Here is a 21553-nt window from a genome sequence, read left to right on the forward strand (position 1 = left end):
CCCGTGATCCCTCGGCCTATGCGCATGCTCGCCGCCCGGCCGGGTAAGCGCGCCGGACCGGCGGCCGACCGGCCGTAGCGATGGGAGGACACCGACGATGACCATGACCGTTCGCGAAGTCATGGAGCCGACGCCGATCACGGCGCGCCCGACGATCCAGGAGGTAGCGCGCATCATGCGGGACGAGAGCATCGGCGCTGTGCTGATCGCAGAGGGCACCGAGTTGGTCGGCCTGGTGACCGACCGCGACCTGGTGGTCCGCTCGCTCGCCACGGGCCTCGGGCCCGAGACCCCGGTGCGCGAGGTGTGCAGCGAGCAACCGTGGACCGTCGATCCCGAGACCGAGGTCGTCCAGGCGGCGGACCTGATGCGCAACGCGGCGGTCCGGCGGCTGCCGGTGGCGAGCGACGGCAAAGCGATCGGGCTTATCTCGCTCGGCGATATCGCGGCGCTCGGCGCTCCGGACTCCGTGCTCGGCGGAATCAGCAACGCGATGCCCAACACCCAGACCCGTGATAACGCGATGACAGTCGGCAATCGCCATGTTGATCGTGATGTGCTCGAGGTACTTCCTTGTGCTGCTCGATGTCACGATCGTGACCGTCGCATTCCCGAGCATGGGCTCGGGAATGCACGCGGGCGCCAGTGCTCTGCAGTGAGTGGTCGACGGCTACGCGATCGCACTGGCCTCGTTGATGCTGCCCAGTGACACGGTCGGGAACCGCTTCGGGCACAAACACATCGTACTGGCGGGCCTCGCTGTGTTCGGCGCGAGCTCGCTGAACTGCGGACTCGCGCCGAGCCTACCGACGCTCGTATCGGAGCGTGCCTTGCAGGGTGTCGGCGCCGTGTTGCTGTTGCCCGGAACGGTCGCGATCACCAGCCGCGCGTACCCGGAGCGCAAGGCACAGGCGCGCGCGATCGGCGTGTGGGCGGCCTCGCGCTGCCTGCCGGGCCGGTGGTCGGCGGCGCGCTGATCGCCGGCTTCGGTTGGCGGGCGGTGTTCCTGCGGAACGTTCCGCTGGTGATCGCGGCGTCGGCGGCCAGCGTGATTGTGGTGCCGGACGACCGCGTGCGACGCGGAGGACGCACCCGAAGTGGACGGGCTTGGCATCCCTCGGTGTACTGCTGCTGGTCGCCACGACGTTCGCCGTGATCCAGGCGGGACGCTCCGGAGCTGATGCCGCATCGATCGGGGCCGGAGCGGCGTCGGTGGTCGTGCTCGGCGTGTTCGTCGCCGTGGAACGACGCCGGGGTGATCGGGCGCTGCCGCCGAATCTGGCGCGCCGGCCGGCTTTCGCGGTCGCGAACGCGGCCGGGGTGATGAACCTAGGCACGCTCGGGATTCTGTTCTTGCTCTCGCTCTTCCTGCAGCAGGTCCAGCACCGCTCGGCGCGGGCCTCGCCCTGATGCCGCTGTTCATCCCGCTCGCCTTGATCGCCCCGCTCGGCGGACGGCTGACCAGTCGGATCGGCACGAAGCTCCCGACGGTCGCGGGCCTCGTCATCGCCACGCCGGACTCGCCGCGCTGGCCTTCGCGAACCGCTACGCGACCTATCCGGTGCTGCCGCCCTCGCAAACCGGCGAAGCCATCGACATCGCCATCACCGGCGCGCTCGCGGGCCAACCCGGCGAGTCGCGCTTCTGCCCGGCCTGCGCCTGCACACGTCCGCCATCGGCGCCGCAGTACTCTACGTCGTCACCGCCGCGTTGGCTCTTCTCGTACCACGTCGCGAGCGCGCTTATCGGTCCGACGCCCGAGATACCGCGGGTGACGAAGCATTCCGTCGCGCGTCCACTCGGTGAACCCGATCTCCGCGACGAAATCCGGACGCACCCAGTGAGCGCCCCGCTCGCGCACCACGTCGACGAACGGCGGCTCGCGCTGCTCGAGTTCATCGAGCTCGGCACGCAGGGAGCGCAGCGTTCGCGTGTCCCATCCGGTCCCGACCTTGCCCGCGTACCGCAGGCGATCGCCCTCGTAATAACCGAGCAGCAGCGCACCGAACCCGACGCGGCTGCCGGCGGGCTCGGTGAACCCGCCCACGACGAACTCCTGGCCGCGCCCGCACTTGAGCTTGAGCCAGTTCGGGGAGCGCCGGTGTACATACCCTGCGTCGGCCCGCTTGGCGATCAGCCCCTCCCAGCCCTTCGAACAGGCCTCGTCCAGCAGCGGGCGCGCGTCGCGCCCGGCCTTGCGGTGCGTCGTGTAGCGCAACGGCTCGCGGAAACTCAGCGCTTCGCGCAGCAGAGATTTGCGGGTGAAGAGCGGGAGTCGCGTCGTATCTTGGCTGTCGAGGCGCAGCAGGTCAAAGATGAAATAGGTGACGGTCACACCGGTTGCCCTCGCCGCCTTCGCGCTCGTGAGCCCGATCCGCTGCTGGAGGCGGGAGAAGTCCGTGATCCCGTCGTGCAGCGCGACGATTTCTCCGTCCACGGTGAAGTCGGCGCAGTCCTGCTTCGCCAAGGCCTCGGCGAGCTCCGGAAACGCCTCGTCGAACGGCTTGGCGCCGCGTGACAGGAGGCTGACCTTCCCGCCCTCCCGCAGAGCCAGCGCGCGTACGCCGTCCAGTTTGCGCTCCACGATCCAGTTCTCGTCGAAATCCCGCCGGTCGGTCAGCGTGGCGAGCATCGCGCTCCCCGGGTCCTCGGAAGCCGGGCGCAGCCGACGCGCTTGCTCCTGCGCGAGTCCGTCGAGCAGTCCGGTCACCTACGGTCACCGTCCTCATCAGCGGCGATCTGCCGCAGCGTACGTCCGCTGCGGGCAGAGCGCATCCGGCGGGGATCGCGCTCCTTGTCCGCCCCCGCGTACTTGTCGGCCTTCTTGACCAGCAACCAGGACTCGCCGTCGCCCGCGTCGTCGCGCATCCGGGTGAGGGCATAGCCGCCGTGCAGTTTCTTGCCGTTCAGCCAGAACGACGCGTGTCCCTTCTCCAGGGCCTTGTCCAGCGGGATTTCGCGTCCGGACCGCTCCTTGCTCAGGTTCCGATACGTGCCCTCGTCCCAGACCATGACCGTTCCGCCGCCGTACTCGCCCCTCGGGATCACGCCCTCGAAGTCGCGGTAGTCCAGCGGGTGGTCCTCCGTCGGGCTGGCCAGTCGCTTCGTGTGCGGATCGCCCGACGGGCCCTTCGGCACAGCCCAGGATTTGAGCACGCCGTCGGCCTCGAGGCGGAAGTCGAAGTGCATGCGGCTCGCGTCGTGCAACTGGACGACGAACACCGGCCGATCGCCGCCGGCCGACTCTCCCCCGGGCGGCTCCGGAGAGCGCCCGGGGTCGCGCCGCCGCCGGTACTCGGCGAGCCGGTCCCGTTGTTCACCGCGTGTCATGCCGACGCCCCTCCCCGCGCAGTGTGCGCTGCTCGAAGCGCCCGAGCAGCACTATCGCCGGAAGCATCAGTACCGGGGTGAGCAGGAACAGGGCCGCCATGAGATTCCTCCGATCGAAGCGTGCTCCGGTGCGTGCGGGTGCCCGGCCGACCTGCCGCGAAACGGCCCGTGACCGATTCGTCGCGCATATCCGGCGCCTTGACGGGTAGCCGAGCGCTTCGATCACGGGAGGAATACGCATGCCCGGCGAAACCGAATCCGCGACCCTGCACGAGCGCGCGGAGACCGATATCCGCGACCACTGGCCAGCTCTCGCGCTGTGCCTGGTGGGCGGCTTCATGACGGTGCTCGACATCAGCATCGTCAATGTCGCGTTGCCCTCGATCCGTTCCGGTCTCGGCGCCTCGGCCGACGATCTGCAGTGGGTGCTCTCCGGCTACGCGCTGGCCTTCGGCCTGGTGCTGGTCCCGGCCGGCCGGCTCGGCGACGCACATGGCAGGAGGCTGATGTTCCTGATCGGCCTCGCCGCGTTCACCGTCACCAGCGCCCTGGCGGGCGTCGCGACCGGTGCGGCCTGGCTGATCGGCGCGCGCTTCGCCCAGGGCCTGGCCAGCGGGACGCTCAGCCCGCAGGTGGCCGGACTGATCCAGCAGCTGTACCGAGACGCCGCGCGCGGCCGCGCGTTCGGCCTGCTCGGCGCGGCCATCGGCGTGTCCACGGCGGTGGGGCCGCTGCTCGGCGGCCTGTTGATAGCGGCGGGCGGGACCACGGACGGCTGGCGCTGGGTCTTCTTCGTCAACGTGCCGATCGGGCTGCTCGCGCTGCCCGCGGCCCGGCGGCTGCTGCCCGGACCAGGCGAGGCCGACGAGGACGACGCGCACGACGTGCCGCGTGCGCTGGATCCGGTGGGGGTGAGCCTGCTCGGCGGCGCGGTCGTGCTGCTGCTCGTGCCGCTGGTCGAGGCGCAGCAGTGGTCCGGCTGGCAGAAATGGCTACTCGTTCCGGGCGCGGTCGCGCTGCTGATCGCCTTCACGGCCTGGGAACGGCGGCGGCGCGATCCGGCGGTGAACCTCACGCTGTTCGCCCGGCGCTCGTTCTCGCTCGGCACGACGCTCGCGCTGTGCTACTTCGCGGGGTTCACGGCGGTGTTCTTCATCTTCACCCTCTACCTGCAGAACGGCCTCGGACGCAGCGCCCTGATCGCAGGACTGGCGATCACGCCGTTCGCCGTGGGCTCAGCGATCGCCGCGGCGGTCGGTGGGCGGCTAGTCGAGCGGGCGGGGCGGACGCTGGTGGCCTACGGGCTCGCCGCCGTCGCGGCGGGATTCGGCGGGACGCTGGTCGCGGCGCACACGGTGCACGGGCCGGGCGTCGGCTGGACCACCGCGGCACCGCTGCTGCTCGCCGGGACGGGCAGCGGGCTGGTCATCGCACCGAACCAGACCATCACGCTCTCCGAGGTTCCGGTGCGCGAGGCGAGCACCGCCGCCGGGGTGCTGCAGACCGCGCAGCGCATCGGCTCCGCGATCGGCGTCGCGGTGGTCGGCCTGGTGTTCTTCACCGCGCTGCCCGGAGGCGGGACGTCGGCGGCTTCCGGCTCGTCGCGCGGCGGCTCCGCGTCGGCCGCGACGTGGTCCACGGCCTTCGAACGCGGTCTGACCGTCATCCTCGTGCTGGTCGGGCTCTCGCTCCTGGTCGCGCTCGCCGACGTGTTCGGGCAGCGGCGTTTGACCCGCGGTCAATCGAGTACTGGGGGCGCGACAGAGAAGGAGTGACACAACATCATGACCACTCACACGAGAAAGAGCCCGGGCCCCGACCCCGCGCCCCCGCCCGTCTACCGGATCTCGATTCCGGTCGACCGCTTGGACCAGGCCGCTGCGGATGCCGCGGCTGCCCTGGTCAGGACGCCGGTAACGGTGGCGCGCCGAGTCGCGCCGATGGGGCACGGCCTGCCGGTCTACCTCGGCCTCGGCGGGCTCGCTGTGCTCGGGGCGGTCGAGTGGCCGGTCGCGGCGGCCGCGGGCGTCGGATTCGCGGCGCTGCGCCGGTGGGGTCCGTTGCGCGCGGACGGGGCGCAATAGCGCCGGTCAGGACGTCGCCGAGTCCCAGTCCGGCGCCGCGATGCCGAAGAATTTCGGCCCGATCCTGGTCAACTCGAAGACTCGGGTGACCGCCGGGGAGAGCACGAACGCGAGCCGGACCTCGGCGGCGGAGGCGGCGTCCGCGCCGCGCAGCAGGGCGCGCAGCCCGGCGGAGTCGAGAAAGCCGACGCCCGCGAGGTCGAGCACGAGTTCGGCCCCAGGATCGAGATCCCCCGCGGCGCCTGCGATCTCGGCCTCGAGTTTCTCGCCGGCGCCTAGGTCCACATCCCCCACCACGGTCAGCACGCGTCCGCCCTCCTCGACCGAACTCGAGATCTCGCACACCTCCATAGCCGCTGCCGTTCTCGGGTCCGTCCGCGAAACACCTTCTTTCAAGCTTCCGGGGGCGGGTGAGCGGTGTCAGTGCGTGTGCACGGCCGCGACGCGTTCGACCAGGCCGGGTGCGGCCGCGCCGGCGAGCGTCGCCGTCGTGCAGGACGCGCCGACCAGCCCCCAGGCCGTCGGCCCGAGCGGCGTGCAGCCGAAGAAGCGGCTGACGAACGGCGTCTCCACCACGACGACCAGCGCCGCGGCGGAACCGAGGCAGGTGGCCGCGACGAGCGGACTGCGCCGCCCGGCGAGCAGCGTCTGGCCGAGCTGCGTGCCGACGAGTGCGGCCAGCGCCATCGTCGACGCGCGGCGCTCGCGTCCGGTGGCTCGTCCGGCCTGCCAGGCGAGCAAGGCGCCGAGGGCCGTGGCACCGCCGCGTACGGCGAGGTCGCGGCCGAGTTCCGGGCCCCAGACCCGGCCGACGGGACCGTCGGCGGCCTGCTCCCCGTCGGACTGCGGGTGCTCCGGGGCCAGCGCGACGGCCAGCGCGGGCAGCATGTCCGTCATCATGTTCACCAGCAGGAACTGCCGGGTGCCGAGCGGGGCCGCGCCGCCGACTGCCGTGCCGAGCACGGTGAAGGCGATCTCTCCGGCGTTGCCGCCCACCAGGATGCCCACGGCCTCGCGCACCCGCCGCCACAGGGCCCGGCCCTCCTCGATCGCGTCGAGCAGTCGCAGCGGCTCGGGCTCGGTCAGCACGAGGTCGGCGGCGCTGCGGGCGGGCACGCTCCCAGTGCCGGCCAGCGCGATACCCACGTCGGCCGCGCGGATCGCGGCGGCGTCGTTGCTGCCGTCGCCCGCCATCGCGACGACCCGGCCCGTGCGCTGCAGCGCCTGGACGATGTGCACCTTGTGCTGCGGGGAGACGCGCGCGAACACGGTGCTCTCGGCGATGCGCGCGTCGCGTCCGGCCTTCGGGAGGCGGTCGAGTTCGGCGCCGGTGAGTACGCGGTCGGCGTCGGGGATGCCGAGGCTCCGGGCGACGGCGACCGCGGTGCGCGGATGGTCTCCGGTGATCATGACCGGCCGTACCCCGGTGGCCGTCAGCCGTTCGATCGTCTCGCGGGCACCCTCGCGCGGGCTGTCGGCGAGGGCCACGTAGCCGAGCAGGGTCAGCTCGTCGACGAAGTCGGGCACCTCGTCGTGCGACGCCTCGGCGTCCGGGACGGCGCGTTCGGCCACCGCGAGCACCCGCAGCCCGTCGTCTGCGAGGCGCTTGAGTGTGGCCACGGCGGTTCGGCGGCGCGCGGCGGTCAATGAGCGCGTTCCGTCATCGGTCGCCACGCGGACGCAGTGTTCGAGCAAGCCCTCGGGCGCGCCCTTGACGATCAGCATCCTGCTACCGTCGCGCTCGCCGAGCGCGGCCGAGAAACCTCGGTTGGTCTCGAAGGGGAGTTCGGCCTCCAGCCGCCAGGAGTCCTTCTCGGCCTTGGCGCATTCGCGTGCGGCGGCGAGAATGGCGCGGTCCGTGGAGTGCACGCCGTCCGTGTCGGCGCAGGCCCGTGCGGCAGCCCGGAGAATCGGGCGGGCCCGCTCGCCGTCGGGCGCGGAGTCCTGATCGAAGGCGGCGACGCGGTTGACCGAGAGGCGGCCTTCGGTGAGTGTTCCGGTCTTGTCGAAGCACAGAGTGTCCACCCGGCCCAGCGCCTCCAGCGTGCTCGCGGAACGCACCAGGACGCCGTGCCGGGACAGTCGACGGGCCGCGCCGAGTTGGGCCACGGTCGCCACCAGCGGCAGGCCCTCGGGTACGGCGGCCACCGCGATGGCGACGCCTGAGGCGAGCGCGCGGCGGAACGGCACCCCGCGTGCGGCGGCGAGCGCGGTCACCGTGGCGCCGCCGATTGCGGTGGCGGGCAGGGCGATCCGGGTGAGTTCGCCGAGCCGCGCCTGGATTCCGGCGCGCGACGGTGCGGCCGAGCCTGCCACCGCCGCCGCGCGGCCCGACTCGGTGTCCGGACCGACCGCCGTGACGACGGCGTATCCGGTCCCTGCGACGACCGTGCAGCCCTCGTACACCATGCAGGTGCGGTCGGACAGGTCGGCGCCGGGTGCGGCGGCGAGGGACTTGGTGACGGGCAGCGACTCGCCGGTGAGCGCGGACTCGTCCATCTCGAGTTCTTCGGCCGCCAGGAGCCGCCCGTCGGCGGGCACGATGTCCCCGGCCCGCAACGCGATCACGTCGCCGGGGCGCAGCCGCTCGGCCATCACGGTTCGCGTCGCCTCGGGTCCGGGCCAGTCCGCGAGGCGGGCCCGCTGGCGTTCGGCGAGCAGGAGCCCGCGCAGCGCGCGTTGGGCGCGAAGGCGCTGCGCGGCGCTGATGACCGCGTTGCCGCTCATGACGCCGGTGACCAGCACGGCATCGACGCTTGATCCGACTATCGCGGAGGCCGCGGCGCCGAGAGCCAGCACCGGCGTGAGCGGATCACGCAGTTCCTCGACCACCGCCGTACCGAACGACGCGGCCCCGCGGGCCGGATCGATCACGCCGTGCCGCACGGGCGGCAGCGCCGCCAGCCGTCGTCCGGCGCCGCGAGCCGCACGCAGCGCGATAGGCGGCCGCGAGCGCGCTTGCCGGCGCGACTCCTCGTCCCGCCGCGTGCGCAGGCGCGCGAACGCCTCCTCGCCGGAAAGCGCGTGCCACGGCGTGTGATCGGCCGGCCGGGGTGTCGGCGCACGGCCGACGCGAAGCCCGCTGTACGCGCCTGCCAGGACGGCGAGCATCGCCGCACTGTGCACCGGCGAGATGCGCGGGGCACGCCGGCCGCGGCGGTCACCCGAGACCGCGATCAGCGCGCCGAGAGATCCGCCCGCCCACGCGAACCTGGTCGAGCGGCGCGTGACGGCGCGGGCGGTCGGCACCGCGTGCAGCAGCCGCCACACCTCCCCGAGCCCCGACGCGATGAAGTCCGCCGCCCAGCCGATCGCGGGGCTGCCGGAACCGGCGCGCGGGCACGGCACGGCGAGCGCCACGTCGGCGGCGGCCAGCGCCGCGTCGTTCGCGCAGGCCACCAGCAGCACGCCGTGCCCGTCGCGCTGAAGCCCGCGAACCTGGTCGCGGAGCCGACCCTCGGCCGGCAGCACCTCGTCCACCCAGGGAAGCAGAGGTTCGATATTCACGTTCTGCGTGAGCAACACCCGGTCCGCCGCCTCGTGCGCGGCGGCGAGGACCGACTCGGCGAGCGGATCGAGACCGCGCCCGACCCGCACCCGGCCACGGCGTACGCCGTCGGCGTCGATCAGCTCGAGGTCGAGGGATTCGGCGGCGCCGAGGCCGTCCGCGGGCGGCGTGGGCCGCAGACGCCATTGCTCATCCCGCCAATCCGCCGCTTCAGGCGAGCCCGCGGTCAACAGGCGTTCGGCGATCCGCCACACCTCCTCGTCCTCGAACGCCGAATCGCCGCGGGCCTCGAGCACGATCGGCGGACCGCCGCACAGCACCGTCGCGTCGATCACCACCGCGCTCACCCGGTCGAGCCGCCGCAGCGCCGTACCGTCCAGCGGCACCACGCCCTGCCGGGCGAGGCAAAGTCCCAGTACCGCCGCGAACGCCTCGCGGCCCTGCCGGCCGGCCTTCGGCATGGTCGCGAGCATCAGTTCGGCGGCACGGCCCGGATCGCGGGTGAACGCGAGCACTCCCCCGGCGCCGAGCAGTGCGGCGACCGCCGCGCGGTCGCCGAGCTTCTCGATCGGGCCGTCCGGCAGCGGCATCGGGCGCGGCTCGCCGACCGGCGCCTGCCCGGCCAGTCCGCGTCCGTCTCCGACGAGTTCGCCCTCCCGGCCACGCCAGACCGCGCGGCGGCCGATCCGCTCGGCGAGCCGCAAGGAGTGGTGCACGCAGTCGACGGCCAGCGGACCCGGACCGAGGCTCGCGGCGTTCACCGTGGAGGTGGCGAGCGCGACGAGCAGCTCGGCCCGCTGGTGCCCGAGCCGGTCTTCCAGGGTGCGGCGCAGCGGCGGGTAGGTGTCCGCGAGCAGCAGCGGCAGTCGCGCGCCGCGCGGCAGCGGGGCCACGTCGGCGATGCGGAACAGCACCGCCGCGCCGAGTCCGGTCAGGTCGGTGGCCAGGGCGAGCGCGGCCACGACGACCGGCTCGTCGTCGGCGGGATGCTCCGGCGTCCCGGCGCCCTCGCGGCCTTCGGCGAGGTCCGCGTCCGCGGTGCCGTTCTCGCCTTCGACGGCCTCGACGACCGCGAGGATCTCGCCGAGGCCGATCCGCTCCTCGTCGAAGGCCAGCAGAACCTCGCGGGTCACGGCGTTGACCTTGGCCCACTTCACGCCGCGCAGCCGGGTGAGCGCGGCTGTCACCTCCGCCGCGACCCGCCGATGCGTCTCCCCGCGCCCGGTCAACCCCTTGACCTCGATATGCGCCCGGCCGCCGTGCGCCCAGGCCCGGCGCACGGCGTGTCCGACCGCGATCTCGCCCACGTTGCCGAGCACGTCAGCGGGTCGGCCAGGGATTCTCGCCGCCGCGTCGCGCAGCCCGGCGACGGCCTGTCCGGCCGCGGCGCCGGCCACCGCCCGCGTCACGGTCGCCGAGCCCTGGGCGGCGGCGCCCGCGAAGCGGAGCGAGGCGACACCCGTGTCGCGGGTGTACTCGGCGAGGCGGCCGAACGGAGCCACGGCAGGTATCAGGGGCATGGACCGGATCACCGTCCTTCGCGAGCGGGGTGGAAGCCGACGCCTGGTAACCCGGCGGGGGTCCGCCCAAACCGACTCGTTTGCCCGGTGCCGCCGCCGGGCATCCGGGCGCGATGCCGAACACGCGCTCGCGTGCCCATCCCGGCGCGCAGAACTTCGTCCCGGAGACCGGAGGCCTCGGAAGGATGGCCGAAGCCGTGCGGGACTGCCGCGGCTGCGATCTCTACCGCGACAGCACCCAAGCCGTCTTCGGGCAAGGCCCGGCCCGCGCTCGCGTACTGCTGATCGGTGAACAGCCCGGCGACCAGGAGGATCGCGCCGGACGGCCCTTCATCGGCCCGGCCGGCGCCGTACTACGCCGCGCGCTCGACGAGGCCGGCCTGTCCGCGGACGCCGTGTACCTGACGAATGCGGTCAAGCATTTCCGCTGGCGGCGCGCGGAGGGCGGCGGCAAGCGTCGCATCCACCAGCGGCCGGACGCCGGCCAGGTGGCGGCGTGCCGACCGTGGTGGCTGGCCGAGGTGCGCCTGGTACGGCCGGAGGTGCTGGTGGCGCTGGGCGCGACGGCCGGGCAGGCGCTGTTCGGCAGTTCGTTCCGGGTCGGCGCGGCCCGCGGCACGGTGCTCGACTGGCCGGTCCCCGACGACGGGGACGCGGGCGGAACGATCCCGACCGTCGCGACCGTGCATCCCTCGGCCGTGCTGCGCGCACCCGACCGCGACGAGGCGTACACCGGGTTCGCCGCCGACCTCGGCAAGGTCGCCGAACTGCTCACGAGAGGCTGACTCCCAAGCTCACCAGGCCCGGTCGCCCTCGGCGGGCTCGGGGTCGACGGTGTCGGTGGTGTCCGTCGCGTCCTCACCCTCGGCGGGCGGCCCGACGTCATCGGTCGCGTCCGCGCCGCCTCGGCGCGTGCGCCCGGCTTCCTCGGCGCGGCGCCGCTCGATCAGCTCGTCCTCGCTGAGCGAGTTCTCGTCCTCGATCGGCTCGGGGTCGTGCCACTCCTCGGCCCGGGTCGGCCGTCCGGAGCGCACCATGCCCTCGACTTCCTTCTTGAGCTCGTCATCGCGCAGCGGTCCGTGCTTGTCGCTGGATCGTTCGATGCCCACGCCGATCAGCTCCTCTCCTCGTCGCGCTCGGTCTCGCTCTCCGGGATCAGGTGGACGGCCGCCTCCTCGGCCGACGCGGCTCCACCGTCGCGCCCGACTTCGCGGGCGAACTGGAGCCGCGGCTCGCCCTCGTCCGCGGCAAGCCGTCCCGAGCGCTCACCGCCCTCGACCGCCGCGCGGTCGCCCGCGGGCTCCTCGGGCCGTTCTTGCGCCAGCCGCTGGTCCAGGCTCTCACCCTGCCGCTGCTCGGCCTCGGTCACGCCGAAGCGCTCGGAGGCCGGATGCCGTTCCGGCGGGCTGATCCCGGTGTCGAGCGGGTCCTCGGACAAGTCGTCGGTCTCCAGGGTGTCCGCCGGCTGGAGCACGCCCTCGTCCTCGGGCACGTCCTGGGTCTCCTGCTCGTGGTCGGCCACCTCGCTCACCCGAATCCGGTGCGCAGTGTGACCAGGATCTTGGCGATCAGCCGGGAGACCTGCATCTGCGAGATGCCGAGCTTGTCGCCGATCTGGGACTGGGTCATTCCGTCGAAGAAGCGCATCGACAGGATGTGCCTGTCCCGCTCGCCGAGCTCTTCGACGAGGCCGCGCAGCACTTCGCGGTTCACGGCCAGCTCGTAGCCCGGGTCCTCGTCGCCGATCACCTCGCCCAGGCACACGCTGTCCGGCTCGCGCCCGATCGGCCGGTCCAGCGAGGCGGTGCGATAGGCCTCGGAGGCGTCGAGCGCCTCGACGAGTTCGTCCACCTCGACGCCGAGCCGTTCGGCGAGTTCCGGCAGCGAGGGACCGCGGCCGAGTTCGGCGGTGAGCGCGTCGGCGGCCTTGTGCATAGCGCCGGTCAACTCCTGCATGTGGCGCGGCACGTGCACGCACCACGTCGCGTCCCGGAAGTAGCGCTTGATCTCACCGATGATCATGGGGGTGGCGTAGCCGAGGAAGCCGGTGCCGTGATCGGGGTCGAAATTGTCCACGGCCTTGACCAGGCCGAGGAACGCGACCTGTTCGAAGTCCTCCGCGGTCGAGCCGTGGCCGCTGTAACGGCGCGCTATGTGCCGGGCGTACGGCATGTGGTCCTCGATGACCTCGGCGCGCAGCCGGTCCCGCTCCAGGTCTCCGACCGGCAGACTCACCATCCTCCGCAGCACGCGCATCGTCTCGGCACGCTGTGCCTGACGCTCCGCCGCCACTGGACGTGCCGCGGCGGTGCTCGGGATGTCAACGGTTATCGTCACGGTTCAGCCTCCAGACCCGGCGCGCCGACCGCCGCCTGTCGTCTCATCCGGAACTTCCTCCTTCGGGCGCGCCCGCCGTGAATTTCGCGGTGGATTGATCGGTTAACCGGTCGACTTGGGAGTAAACGGGCCTATACGTCGCCGCCGCGGGGTTTGCTGTCACGGATCGCGGCAAACCGGCGCCGGACGCGGACGGAGGAGTGCCATGAAGATCACCGACGACAAACCGGGAGTCCTGTCATTGATCGCCGCCGGCAGCGAGGAGACCGTGCCCTCGGGCATCCCGTTCGGCGAGCTGCCGCTGGTCTCGCTGGAGACCGACGAGGTGCGCGCGTGGCTGGAGGAGAACCGGCAGTACGCGATCTTCGTGATGGCGGGCGCGGGCTTCGAGTCCGACGGGGTCCCGGCGCTGAGCGTGCCGGTCACCGCCGTGGACTACGACCTGGTCATCTCCGCGATGCCGCGATGACGGCGATTGCCGAAGACCATCAGGACCGCCGCACGGTCGGCACCAGCGCCCGCGCCGGTCACCACGAGCACATGACCGGCCGGATCCCGTCGTTCGGCAGTCTCTCGCGACAGGCTCGCGCGGTATTGCCGCGGTCTTGTACCGAGTTCGCCGGGTCAAACGCGGTGCACCGGGGACGGGTCAGAGCGTGCCGCGCACCAGGGCGGCGGCCAGGCGCGGCAGTTCCCCCGGCTCGACCAGGGCGGCGAGCCGGTCCGGGTCGCGCGGCAACTGGTTGCGGGCGGCTCCGTCGAGGGTGCGCCGGTCGAAGGCCGGGCGCAGCTCCGGCCAGACGCCCTGCGCCTCCCGGCAGAAGATCTCCGCGCCCACCGGCCCGATCCGCCGGAACTCCTGAAGCAGCTCCCTGATTCGGCCCGGGTCTCCCTCCGCCTCCGCGCGCAGCCGCCGCAGATCGCCGTGCCAGCGGTCGATCAGCAGTCCGGCGCCGTCGTGCAGAGCGGTGGCGGTGCTCTCGTCATACCGCTTGTAATGCGCACGGCCGAGCGCGTCGACGACCTCCTGCCAGGACGCCCGCCGCAGCGCCTCCGGCGTGCGCCACCCGGCCGCCGAGATCTCGCGCGCGGCGTGGACCGCGATCGACGCGCTGATCCGCACCGAGAGCAGCGTCGTCAGCACCAGCAGCCGATACAACGGCGAGGGCTCGTCCTTCAGCCGGATCCCCGCCTGCTGCGCGAAGGTCTCGCCGTGCTCGTTCATGAGCCGGCGGACCGTGTCCTGGGCCGCGGCATCCGGGCCTTTGTTCCTCCGTTGAACTGTCATGCGCGCGCGGTACCCGGTCCGCGCCGCCTCATGCGCCGGGCATGAGCCTGAGTAGCGACTCGTGCTCCCGCTCGTCCACCTCGACGATGAACGAGGGTTCGCCCTGCACCCGCCCGGAGTCCGCGGGCTCCGGGCCTTCGGGCAACACGACGATCACCCAGTCCTTGTACTCCGCCAGCCATTCGAGCACCCGCGGCGTGTCCAGACTCGGCAGCCGGGTTCTTGTCAGCGGAACGCCGCGCGGCGCGTCGTTCGCGCCGAGCGCGACCAGGCGCACCCGGTTCTTGTTCGTCTGGTTCTTGTTCGTCATCGCGCCGGGGTGACCGCGATCGCTTCGTTCAAACGGGGCATTCGGCCGGACCGGCGAGGCGGCGGTTTGAACGCGCATGCATCGGCGTCGGACGGTTACCCGCCGCGGCGCGACCGGGCCCGGTCGCGCCGAACACGAACTCGGGAGGCGGACGATGGCCCAGCAGGTACACGAAATCATGGCGGCCGATCCGGTGGCCATCTCGGCGCAGGCGACCATGGCGGACGCGGCGCGGCTGATGCGGGACCAGCACGTCGGCGACGTGATGATCACCGCGGACGGGCATCTGCGCGGCATGGTCACCGACCGTGACCTGGCCGTGCGCGGCCTCGCCGAGGAGCGTCCCGGCAGTACTCCGGTCGGCGAGGTGTGCAGCCCGGATCTCGTCTTCTGCAGGCCGCGGGACGAGGTGGACCGCGCGGTCGCGCTGATGCGCGAGCACGCGGTGCGCCGCCTGCCGGTGGTGGACGGCGACCGGCTCGTCGGCGTCGTCAGCCTGGGTGATCTGGCCCTGGAGCGCGACCCGCACTCCGCGCTCGCGGATATCAGCACAGCCGACGCCAACAGCTAATGATGGATACCAGAATATTCAAGCCTTTGTACGATGCCGCGGGGCCGGGGACTTCGGTCTACCTGCCCACGCCCGGGAACGAGCCCGACGCCGCACACAAGATCGAATTGGAGTGGCGGTCGTTGCGCGCGGAACTGGCCGGACAGGGCGCGCCGGAGGCGGATCTGCGCGCGATCGACACGGTGGTCGGCACGGACCGCGGGCTCGACACGCCGCGCGGCCAGGCGATCTTCGCCACCGATGGCGCGGTGGTCCTGAGTCGGGAGCTGTCCGTGCCGCCGGCCGCGCCGCGCGGGCGCTTCGACGACCTGCCCGACGGGGTGCCGCTGCTGGCGCAGACCCCTGACCTGGGCGATTATCTGCTCGTCCTCGTCGATCGACAGGAAGCAGAGATCGAACTGCGCTCGCGCGAACACGGTGCCGCCGCCAGGGACGAACACGTGCGAGGCCGTGACAGGCCGCTGACAAAGGTGTCCTCGGGTGACTGGCGGCAGGACCACCGCCAACGCAAGGCCGAGAACACGTGGAAGGCGAACGCGCGCGACGTCGCCGCGCGGGTCAAGGAGCTCGCCGGAGCGTACGACGTCGAGCTGATCGCCGTCTGCGGCGACGTGCGGGCCCGAACGCTGCTGATGGAGCAGTTGGGCGCATTGGGACGATCCCGGGCCGTCGAGCTGCCGACCACCGGTTTCCCGCCAGGTGCCGACCGCGCGCACGCACACGTGGCGGCGGAGCGGATCGCCGCGCGCTGCGAGTACGACCGGAGGGCGGCCGTGCTGGACCGCTATCGGCAGGGCTTGGCGAACGGCACGGCGGCGGGCGGACTCGACGCCGTGGTCGACGCGTTGCGCTCGGGCGAGGTCGCCACCCTGCTGCTGCGTTACGACGCTCCCGAAGCGGACGCCCCGGTCTGGTGGGGTCCCGACCCGGGCCAGCTCACGCTGCATGCACGGGAGCTGGAGGGCACCCGCGCGCCGCGGATCAAGCGCGGCCGCGCGGCGGACGTCCTCATCCGCGCCCTGATCCAGACGGACGGGGACCTGCTGATGTACTCCGGCGCCGAGCCGGGCCCGGACGGCGTCGCGGGCGCGGTTCTGCGGCGAGGCTGAGCCGACGCCCAAGCACCGGAAGCAAGGCGGACGGCATAGTGCCGTCCGCCTTCGGCTCGCCTTCTCACCCGCGGCCTGCGTAACAGGGCCCTGCATCCGCGCGGCGGGAGACGCGACGGCTCGGACGCGGCAGGCTCGTTCGGCGGAGATCCGGGCGGTGAGCCGTCCTTTCCGCTCGTCAGGTCTCGTCAGGTCCGGTGGCCGCCGAGGCGTAGCCGAACCCTGATCCGTCGGCTCGTCGCGCGCAGCGCCCGCAGTCGGCGTTCGACCGTGGCTCAGGCACGGCCGCGTAAGTCGGTGCGCGCGGTCAGCGCATCGATCGTCGCGGCCAGGCGCTTGCGGGTGGCGCGGACGTCCGCCGCGAGTTCCCCGGCGCTCGTGGAAGAGTTGTCGCTCATCGCCGCATACGCTTCCTGACCTCGGTGACGTCGGCCTTCACGCTGGCCACCACGTCCGATCGGGTCAGGGGCGCGGCAGCCCCGGGCGACGCTGAGCTCGTGGTGCGCCAGCCTTCAGGTCACCGGGCGCAGCACGAGTTCCTCGACCGCCTCGTGCGCCGCGAGCAGTTCGCGCAGCGCGTCGGAGGCCTGCTGGCGCGCGACCCCCGAGGTGTCGGCGACCTCGCCGAGCAGGTCGCGCATCCTCCCGTGCTGGGCGCGCAGGATCGTCAGGACCGAGCCGTCCTCCTGCGCTTTCACCATCGTGACCGCCCCTCAGCCGAGCGCCGGGGCGAAGCGGCGCACCAGGGTGTCGCAGAACTCCGGCAGGTCCTGCGGCTTGCGGCTGGTGACCAGCGTGTTCGGGCCCCGATCGTCGACGACCACCGGCTCGTCGCGCCAGCGGCCGCCCGCGTTGCCGATGTCGGTGCGCAGGCTCGGCCAGGAGGTCAGGTCGCGGCCGCGGACCAGATCCGCCTCGACCAGCAGCCAGGGCGCGTGGCAGATCGCGGCGACCGGCTTGCCCGCGGCGAAGAAGGCCCGGGCGAAGCGGGTCGCGTCGGGATCGAGGCGCAGGACGTCCGGGTTGGCCACGCCGCCGGGCAGCACGAGCGCGTCGAAGTCGGCGGCGTTCGCGTCGTGCAGCATGACGTCCACCGGCAGCCGCGTGCCGCGATCGAGATGGTCGAACAGTTGGGCCTCGCCCTGCTGCGGGCAGACCAGCGAGACCCGGCCGCCCGCCATGGTCACCGCCTCCCAGGGCCGCAGCGTCTCGGACTCCTCGGCGCCCTCGGCCGCGATCAGGAGAGCGATGTTCCGGCCGGCCAGCGACGCGCCATCGAAGGCGGGCTGGGACGACGTGTCCGGTGGCGGGTCGACCACGGCCGGGTCGTGCCCCGTATCGGCCGGCGGCATGGGTCGCATCTGGCTCATGAGAAATGTCCTCGCTTTCACTACCACTGGTTTCCGCGGCCGTATCCGTCGCCTGCCGGGTACGGCGCCTGGCACATCGTCAGCTCGCGCTGTTCGGCGAGCGCGCCGATGGCACAGCGCGCGGCTGACGATCCCGACGAGCGATCAGCCCTGGCCGTACGCCGCCGTCCAGGCGACGCGCAGGCGGCGCAGGTCCTCCTGGCTTCGCCGGGTGCGTTCGAGCCCGGCTCGGCAGACGGCCTCGAGTTCGGCGTCCACGGAGGCGAGCAGGGCGTTCACGTGCCCGAGGCACTCCGAGGTCTCGGCCGAGGTCTCCACGAGCCGGGCGTGCGCGCGGGTGAGTTCGTCCGGCCGGCCGCCGGTCTGGGCCCGCTGCAGCTTTTCGCGCGCCATCCGGTCGGCGATGCGCACGGCTATGGCGAGGCGCAGCCCCTCGCGGCGCATCTCGTCGAGTTCGGCGATCCAGGCGCGCGTGAGCACTTCCTCCGCCGCGTCGACCACTTGGCGCTCGGCCACTTCGGTCAGGGTGCGCCTGTATGCGCGAACCGCCGTCCGGTCGCATTCGATCTCTGACATTCTTACGGGTCCTTTCGGCTCCGTTGTGCGCTACGTGCTCCGGATGGCGCCTGGTGACCACATCCGGCGGCGTTAAACGGTTCGATCACCCGGTGGGTGCCGCGATCATCGGCAGGACGCGCTCAGCGTAGAAGTCGAAGAAGCCGCGCTGCTCCGGACCGATCTGGTTGACGAACACCTCGTCGTATCCGGCCTCGAAGTAGCTGTTCAGCCCGCGCAGGTGCTCATCCGGGTCGTCGCCGCAGACGAAGTGGTCGGCCACCGCCGCCTCCGAGACGAGCGAGGAGGCCTGCTCGAAGTGCGCGGGCTGCGGCAGCACCTGCGCGAGCTCACCAGGAATGAGCTCGTTGCTCCACAACCGGTAGGCGTTCTTCTCGGCGACCTCGCGGTCGCGGCTCCAGCAGACCTTGTAGCCGCCCTGGGTCGGCTTGCCCGCGCCGCCGCCGGAACGGAAGGCCTCGACCAGTTCGGCGTCCGGCAACACCGAGACGTACCCGTCGCCGACCCGGCCGGCCAACTGCGCCGAGCGCGGGCCGAAGCCGGAGACGTAAATCGGCGGCGGCTGGTCGGGCAGCGTATAGATGCGCGCGCCCTCTACCGTGTAGTGGCGGCCGTGGTGGGTGACCAGTTCGCCGCTCCAAAGCCTCCGGATCAGCTCGACCGCCTCCTCGAGCATCTCCAGGCGCACCCCGGCCGAGGCCGGCCAGCGGTCGCCGAGAATGTGCTCGTTCAGCGCCTCCCCGGAACCGACACCGAGAGCGAACTTGCCGCCCGTCTGCACCGCCGCGGTGGCCGCGGCCTGCGCCACGATCGCCGGGTGCATCCGAACGGTCGGGCAGGTCACCGCCGTGGTGATAGGCAGGTCCACCGCCTGCGAAAGCGCGCCGATCGTGCCCCAGACGAAGCCGCTCTGCCCCTGCGCGTCGTTCCACGGGTGGAAGTGATCGGAGATCCACAACGCGTGGAATCCGGCATCCTGCGCCATCTTCGCCTGCTCGACCAGCTCGGTGGGGCTGAATTCCTCACTGGACAGGAAGTATCCGACTCGGGCCACGTCCTTCACCTCCGTGTTCGCTGCGGCGGGCCGTCGCCGCCGACTACCCGCTCGCGCCGCGTTCACCGGTCCGCGCCCGGTTTTTCCGGCCGCTCGGCGGTTACTGGGCGCGCGACGAACAGGAGGAGCATTCATGTCCGAGACCGAGAAGCGCGACCAGCGGGTCGCGGCCAACCTGCGCCACATCGAGGAGGCGACCGAGCACCTCGACCACACGATCGACCAGGCGCGCGAGGCCGTGCAGCGGGCGAACAGGGCCGGCTCGATGAGCACGCCCGGCATCGAGGACACCGTGTCGGAGGCCGAGCCCGCGCTGGACAAGGACGAGAACGAGGCCGACGACGACGCGGACGACGCCGACGACGAGGGCGAGGAACGGGAGGACTGAATGAAGTGGTAGAGCACGACAACCCGCTCGGCCGGGTCGCAGGGCAGTACGCGCCGGACAGCGACTTCCCACTGGGCGGCTACCTGGGCGCGCCACGGGGGTCTACACCGCTTGCGTGGGCACGCTCGCGGCGCTCGCCCGCACGACCCGGCGCCCGATCGAGCCGCCGTGGGACGTGGTGGTGAGCGCGGCGGCCACCATCGGCTCAGCCGCCTCGTGGCCCGCGACCCGGCCACCAGCCCGCTGCGCGCCCCGTTCACCCGCCTCGAGGGTACCCAGGGGTCGGTCGAGCTGAAGGAGCAGGTACGCGGCGACGGCGCCCGGCGAACGCAGGGCGAACTCAACACCTGCCCCTTCTGCACCGGCATGTGGATCGCGACCGGGCTGTCCGCGGGCTACGTCTTCGCGCCGCGGGCCACCCGCCTCGCCGCCTCCGGCCTCGCCGCGCTCACCGGTTCCGACTTCCCACACTTCGCCCGCGCCAAGCTGACCGGCTGAGATCCCCCACCGCACCGCTCCCCTGCAGCACCGTCCCGGTCCAGTCCGTCGCAGAGCCGACCGCGGCGGCGAGCACGGCGCTGCCCGCGCGGATCCGGTCCGACTACGGTTGACCGCCGCAGTCCACGATCGCGTCGATGCGCGCGGCCAGGCACCAGTTGCGCGCCGCGGTACCGGCCGCGCTCGTCGAACACGACGCGCTGACCCTCGACCCGTCGCACGAAAGAGCACCGCGTCCCGCGCTAGCTGCCCCGGCGATGGCCGGGGCAGCACTCTGACAGCCGGCCGATCCGCCCGGCCCGCAAGGGGTTGCCATCGCTCCCCGAGCCGCGCGCCATGTCGCCGACGCGCGCGACGTTCCTCACCGGGCTCGGCGCCTGGCCCACTTTGCGGCCTTCCGGGCGGCCCGGCCGTGCGGGCGGACGGGGCGGCCGGTGATCGTGGTGACCGCAACCGGCGACTCGGGCGCGTCCAGCGCTTCGCCCTCGGCGGCGCGCAGGGCGCGCTCGTAGTTCTCGCGGTCATGGGCCGGCGGGATGTCCGACCGGCTCCATGGATCGCGCTCGGCATCCTCGGCAGGCAGGATGACCGTGGCGGTGGCCCCGGCGTCCAGCACGGCGTCGCCTCTGGGGACGTTCACCGGGTTGCCGACCGCGTCGAGCACCGGGTCGCCGAGCGGCTCCACCACGGCCGCGACGTCGGCGGCCTGCGGGCTGAGCAGCGGACTGTCCGATATCAGGGACCTTACTAGCAGGTCGGCGGCGCCGCCGAGCATGACGATCAGCCCGGCCGCCTGCAGGTCCAGCCAGCGCGGGGAGGACTGGACCGCGAAGGCAAGTACCGCCCCGATCGCCATGGCGGTCAGGGCTCCGGCGAAACTCGTTCGACGCATGATCAGCGCTCGCTTTCCGTACGGGACGGGGCGCTCGGCTCCTCGACGGCGGCCGGCACGGAGACCACGCGTGCGCCGAGGAATCCGCCGATCAGCAGGACGACGCCGCCGACGAGTTGCAGCCAGGCGCCCACCCGCACGTCGTGCACGGCGGTGTTGAAGTCGTGGCCGAAGACGCGGTAGGCCTCGACCGCGAACATCACGAACATGGCCAGGGCCGCCGCGCCGGCCAGCCGGGTGAGCCAGCCGGTCCGGTCGACGAGGCCCGCGAGCGCGACCAACGCGATCAGCACGCTGAGTCCGCCCACAGTCCGGACGAGGTCCGATTCGCCGGCGAAGTCCGGCTGAACCAGAGCCTTGATGGTCAGCTTGTCCCCGGTGTGCGACGGTACCCAGTCCAGGAACGCGCCGACCACCAGGAGCGCGACGCCGAGCAGGGTGGCGAGCAGCCGGCCGACCTGACGGCCCGGGCCTCCGGTCTCCACCTCGGCTTCGTACGCTGTCTGCACCATGACCGCACCTCCCGATGCGTGTGGCGTTCGATGGGGAATCAGTGTTCTTCGCGGGCCTCGGCGAGCAGGTCGCGGGCCCAGTCGTAGAGTGCTGCGAACGGGCCGAGGACCGCCTGGCCGACCGGGGATCCGGTCAGCAGCGGGTGCGGATGGCTCGGCGCGAGCGCCATCGCGCGCATCATCCACCGCCCCATCTCCTCCTGCTC

The 21553-nt window shown here is 72.5% G+C and carries 28 protein-coding genes; 12 read left to right on the forward strand and 16 right to left on the reverse strand.

What is annotated here, in order from left to right:
- Positions 1-97 precede the first annotated feature (97 nt).
- From VG296_RS18690 to VG296_RS18700, 3 genes are all read left to right on the forward strand, one after another.
- Positions 98-709: a CBS domain-containing protein gene (locus VG296_RS18690; protein WP_325567271.1), complete on the forward strand. Its 612-nt coding sequence runs from the start codon at positions 98-100 to the stop codon at positions 707-709.
- Positions 660-977 (forward strand): MFS transporter, encoded by a 318-nt coding sequence (locus VG296_RS18695; RefSeq protein ID WP_325567273.1) that lies wholly within the window; start codon positions 660-662, stop codon positions 975-977. The genes VG296_RS18690 and VG296_RS18695 overlap by 50 nt, the downstream gene beginning before the upstream one ends.
- A 130-nt stretch (positions 978-1107) precedes the next feature.
- Positions 1108-1410 (forward strand): hypothetical protein, encoded by a 303-nt coding sequence (locus VG296_RS18700; protein WP_325567275.1) that lies wholly within the window; start codon positions 1108-1110, stop codon positions 1408-1410.
- 289 nt (positions 1411-1699) lie between these two features.
- Here VG296_RS18700 and ligD read toward each other — a convergent pair whose 3' ends face one another.
- The gene (ligD, locus tag VG296_RS18705; RefSeq protein WP_325567277.1) at positions 1700-2710 is read right to left on the reverse strand and encodes a non-homologous end-joining DNA ligase; all 1011 of its coding nucleotides are present in this window, start codon (positions 2708-2710) and stop codon (positions 1700-1702) included.
- On the reverse strand, positions 2707-3330 hold the full coding sequence (locus VG296_RS18710; protein WP_325567279.1) for a DNA polymerase ligase N-terminal domain-containing protein: 624 nt from the start codon (positions 3328-3330) through the stop codon (positions 2707-2709). The genes ligD and VG296_RS18710 overlap by 4 nt, the downstream gene beginning before the upstream one ends.
- A 239-nt stretch (positions 3331-3569) precedes the next feature.
- Here VG296_RS18710 and VG296_RS18715 point away from each other — a divergent pair, with 239 nt between their 5' ends.
- Both VG296_RS18715 and VG296_RS18720 read left to right on the forward strand, forming a co-directional pair.
- Positions 3570-5105: an MFS transporter gene (locus VG296_RS18715; protein WP_325567281.1), complete on the forward strand. Its 1536-nt coding sequence runs from the start codon at positions 3570-3572 to the stop codon at positions 5103-5105.
- A 9-nt stretch (positions 5106-5114) separates the two neighbouring features.
- Complete coding sequence (locus VG296_RS18720) at positions 5115-5414, forward strand: hypothetical protein (protein WP_325567283.1); 300 nt, start codon at positions 5115-5117, stop codon at positions 5412-5414.
- 6 nt (positions 5415-5420) lie between these two features.
- Here the strand turns inward: VG296_RS18720 and VG296_RS18725 are convergent, their stop codons facing one another.
- Together VG296_RS18725 and VG296_RS18730 are read right to left on the reverse strand one after the other, a co-directional pair.
- Complete coding sequence (locus VG296_RS18725) at positions 5421-5759, reverse strand: STAS domain-containing protein (RefSeq protein WP_325567285.1); 339 nt, start codon at positions 5757-5759, stop codon at positions 5421-5423.
- Between the two features lie 75 nt (positions 5760-5834).
- Positions 5835-10442, reverse strand: a complete 4608-nt coding sequence (locus tag VG296_RS18730) for a cation-translocating P-type ATPase (RefSeq protein WP_325567287.1) — start codon at positions 10440-10442, stop codon at positions 5835-5837.
- Positions 10443-10555: 113 nt separating this feature from the next.
- Between VG296_RS18730 and VG296_RS18735 the strand changes: the two genes are divergently transcribed.
- Positions 10556-11227, forward strand: a complete 672-nt coding sequence (locus VG296_RS18735; RefSeq protein WP_325567289.1) for a UdgX family uracil-DNA binding protein — start codon at positions 10556-10558, stop codon at positions 11225-11227.
- Positions 11228-11236: 9 nt separating this feature from the next.
- Here the strand turns inward: VG296_RS18735 and VG296_RS18740 are convergent, their stop codons facing one another.
- Genes VG296_RS18740 through VG296_RS18750 form a run of 3 tightly spaced genes read right to left on the reverse strand, consistent with a single transcriptional unit; the run spans position 11237 to position 12779 of the window.
- The gene (locus VG296_RS18740; RefSeq protein ID WP_325567291.1) at positions 11237-11551 is read right to left on the reverse strand and encodes a hypothetical protein; all 315 of its coding nucleotides are present in this window, start codon (positions 11549-11551) and stop codon (positions 11237-11239) included.
- Positions 11552-11556: 5 nt separating this feature from the next.
- Positions 11557-11973, reverse strand: a complete 417-nt coding sequence (locus VG296_RS18745) for a DUF5709 domain-containing protein (RefSeq protein WP_325567293.1) — start codon at positions 11971-11973, stop codon at positions 11557-11559.
- Positions 11970-12779 carry a SigB/SigF/SigG family RNA polymerase sigma factor gene (locus tag VG296_RS18750; RefSeq protein ID WP_325567295.1) on the reverse strand — a complete coding sequence of 270 codons (810 nt, stop codon included), beginning with the start codon at positions 12777-12779 and terminating at the stop codon, positions 11970-11972. The genes VG296_RS18745 and VG296_RS18750 overlap by 4 nt, the downstream gene beginning before the upstream one ends.
- Before the next feature lie 205 nt (positions 12780-12984).
- On the opposite strand from VG296_RS18750, the gene VG296_RS18755 reads away from it, so the two are divergent.
- Positions 12985-13248, forward strand: a complete 264-nt coding sequence (locus tag VG296_RS18755; protein WP_325567297.1) for a hypothetical protein — start codon at positions 12985-12987, stop codon at positions 13246-13248.
- Positions 13249-13428: 180 nt separating this feature from the next.
- Here the strand turns inward: VG296_RS18755 and VG296_RS18760 are convergent, their stop codons facing one another.
- Together VG296_RS18760 and VG296_RS18765 are read right to left on the reverse strand one after the other, a co-directional pair.
- Positions 13429-14067 (reverse strand): endonuclease, encoded by a 639-nt coding sequence (locus VG296_RS18760; protein ID WP_325567301.1) that lies wholly within the window; start codon positions 14065-14067, stop codon positions 13429-13431.
- A gap of 28 nt (positions 14068-14095) precedes the next feature.
- Entirely contained in the window at positions 14096-14377 is a 282-nt protein-coding gene (locus VG296_RS18765) for a hypothetical protein (protein WP_325567303.1), read from the reverse strand.
- A 154-nt stretch (positions 14378-14531) separates the two neighbouring features.
- Here VG296_RS18765 and VG296_RS18770 point away from each other — a divergent pair, with 154 nt between their 5' ends.
- Both VG296_RS18770 and VG296_RS18775 read left to right on the forward strand, forming a co-directional pair.
- Positions 14532-14948, forward strand: coding sequence for a CBS domain-containing protein (locus VG296_RS18770; RefSeq protein ID WP_325567305.1), 417 nt, complete (start codon positions 14532-14534; stop codon positions 14946-14948).
- Positions 14949-14974: 26 nt separating this feature from the next.
- The gene (locus tag VG296_RS18775) at positions 14975-16057 is read left to right on the forward strand and encodes a Vms1/Ankzf1 family peptidyl-tRNA hydrolase (protein WP_325567307.1); all 1083 of its coding nucleotides are present in this window, start codon (positions 14975-14977) and stop codon (positions 16055-16057) included.
- Positions 16058-16332: 275 nt separating this feature from the next.
- Here the strand turns inward: VG296_RS18775 and VG296_RS18780 are convergent, their stop codons facing one another.
- The 5 genes from VG296_RS18780 to VG296_RS18800 all read right to left on the reverse strand — a co-directional run bounded on the left by VG296_RS18780 (position 16333) and on the right by VG296_RS18800 (position 19057).
- A complete protein-coding gene (locus VG296_RS18780) occupies positions 16333-16455 on the reverse strand; it encodes a DUF3618 domain-containing protein (RefSeq protein ID WP_325567309.1) in 123 nt (40 codons plus the stop codon).
- A 114-nt stretch (positions 16456-16569) separates the two neighbouring features.
- Entirely contained in the window at positions 16570-16758 is a 189-nt protein-coding gene (locus VG296_RS18785; RefSeq protein ID WP_325567311.1) for a hemerythrin domain-containing protein, read from the reverse strand.
- A 12-nt stretch (positions 16759-16770) separates the two neighbouring features.
- The gene (locus VG296_RS18790) at positions 16771-17427 is read right to left on the reverse strand and encodes a type 1 glutamine amidotransferase domain-containing protein (protein WP_325567313.1); all 657 of its coding nucleotides are present in this window, start codon (positions 17425-17427) and stop codon (positions 16771-16773) included.
- Positions 17428-17571: 144 nt separating this feature from the next.
- On the reverse strand, positions 17572-17943 hold the full coding sequence (locus VG296_RS18795) for a hypothetical protein (RefSeq protein ID WP_325567315.1): 372 nt from the start codon (positions 17941-17943) through the stop codon (positions 17572-17574).
- Between the two features lie 145 nt (positions 17944-18088).
- Positions 18089-19057 carry a TIGR03557 family F420-dependent LLM class oxidoreductase gene (locus VG296_RS18800; RefSeq protein ID WP_325567317.1) on the reverse strand — a complete coding sequence of 323 codons (969 nt, stop codon included), beginning with the start codon at positions 19055-19057 and terminating at the stop codon, positions 18089-18091.
- A 133-nt stretch (positions 19058-19190) separates the two neighbouring features.
- On the opposite strand from VG296_RS18800, the gene VG296_RS18805 reads away from it, so the two are divergent.
- From VG296_RS18805 to VG296_RS18815, 3 genes are all read left to right on the forward strand, one after another.
- On the forward strand, positions 19191-19445 hold the full coding sequence (locus VG296_RS18805; protein WP_325567319.1) for a hypothetical protein: 255 nt from the start codon (positions 19191-19193) through the stop codon (positions 19443-19445).
- Between the two features lie 168 nt (positions 19446-19613).
- Positions 19614-19943, forward strand: a complete 330-nt coding sequence (locus tag VG296_RS18810; protein ID WP_325567321.1) for a DUF1360 domain-containing protein — start codon at positions 19614-19616, stop codon at positions 19941-19943.
- 137 nt (positions 19944-20080) lie between these two features.
- Positions 20081-20221 carry a hypothetical protein gene (locus VG296_RS18815; protein WP_325567323.1) on the forward strand — a complete coding sequence of 47 codons (141 nt, stop codon included), beginning with the start codon at positions 20081-20083 and terminating at the stop codon, positions 20219-20221.
- A gap of 83 nt (positions 20222-20304) precedes the next feature.
- Here VG296_RS18815 and VG296_RS18820 read toward each other — a convergent pair whose 3' ends face one another.
- Positions 20305-20835, reverse strand: coding sequence for a hypothetical protein (locus VG296_RS18820; protein WP_325567325.1), 531 nt, complete (start codon positions 20833-20835; stop codon positions 20305-20307).
- Positions 20836-20837: 2 nt separating this feature from the next.
- The gene (locus VG296_RS18825; protein ID WP_325567327.1) at positions 20838-21347 is read right to left on the reverse strand and encodes a sugar:proton symporter; all 510 of its coding nucleotides are present in this window, start codon (positions 21345-21347) and stop codon (positions 20838-20840) included.
- Between the last annotated feature and the right edge of the window lie 206 nt (positions 21348-21553).

Origin of the sequence: Actinospica sp. (assembly GCF_035552695.1) — a bacterium.
Lineage (GTDB): Bacteria > Actinomycetota > Actinomycetes > Streptomycetales > Catenulisporaceae > Actinospica.